Origin of the sequence: Bradyrhizobium sp. BRP20 (assembly GCF_020194215.1) — a bacterium.
Taxonomy (GTDB): Bacteria; Pseudomonadota; Alphaproteobacteria; order Rhizobiales; family Xanthobacteraceae; genus Bradyrhizobium; species Bradyrhizobium yuanmingense.
Map to the genome: position 1 here is coordinate 1 of NZ_JADYVY010000106.1, position 436 is coordinate 436.

The window sequence follows — 436 nt, forward strand, 5'->3', positions numbered from 1 at the left end:
GGTAAGGGCTAACGCTTACGTGCGTCTAGATTACATTCGAGTAAAACAAATACTGATAAACTTGCTAAGTAATGCCCTAAAGTTTACCGAAAAAGGCCGTATTGAATTGGCGGTATCTGAAACGCACCATGGTTTACAGTTTGTGGTGAAGGACACTGGCATTGGCATGACTGAGCAGCAGATAGGCCGAATTTTTGATAATTTCCAACAAGCTGACAACAGTATAACAAGGCGCTTTGGTGGCTCTGGGCTCGGATTAAGCTTGTCGAGCCAGCTTGCTCACATGATGAATGGTGAAATCAAAGTACAAAGTGTTGTCGATCATGGCAGTGTTTTCTCCTTCAATGTCCCTTGTACGGTTTACCTCAATACGGCTATTGCCGAAATTCAAGAACCGCAGTCCAAGCAACCTTTGCTCTCAGGTACGGTGCTGGTT

At 44.7% G+C, this 436-nt stretch carries 1 protein-coding gene; it reads left to right on the top strand.

Annotated elements, in window-relative coordinates:
- The coding region (locus I6F33_RS38010; protein WP_249790067.1) for an ATP-binding protein at positions 1–436 on the top strand (436 nt) is incomplete at both ends.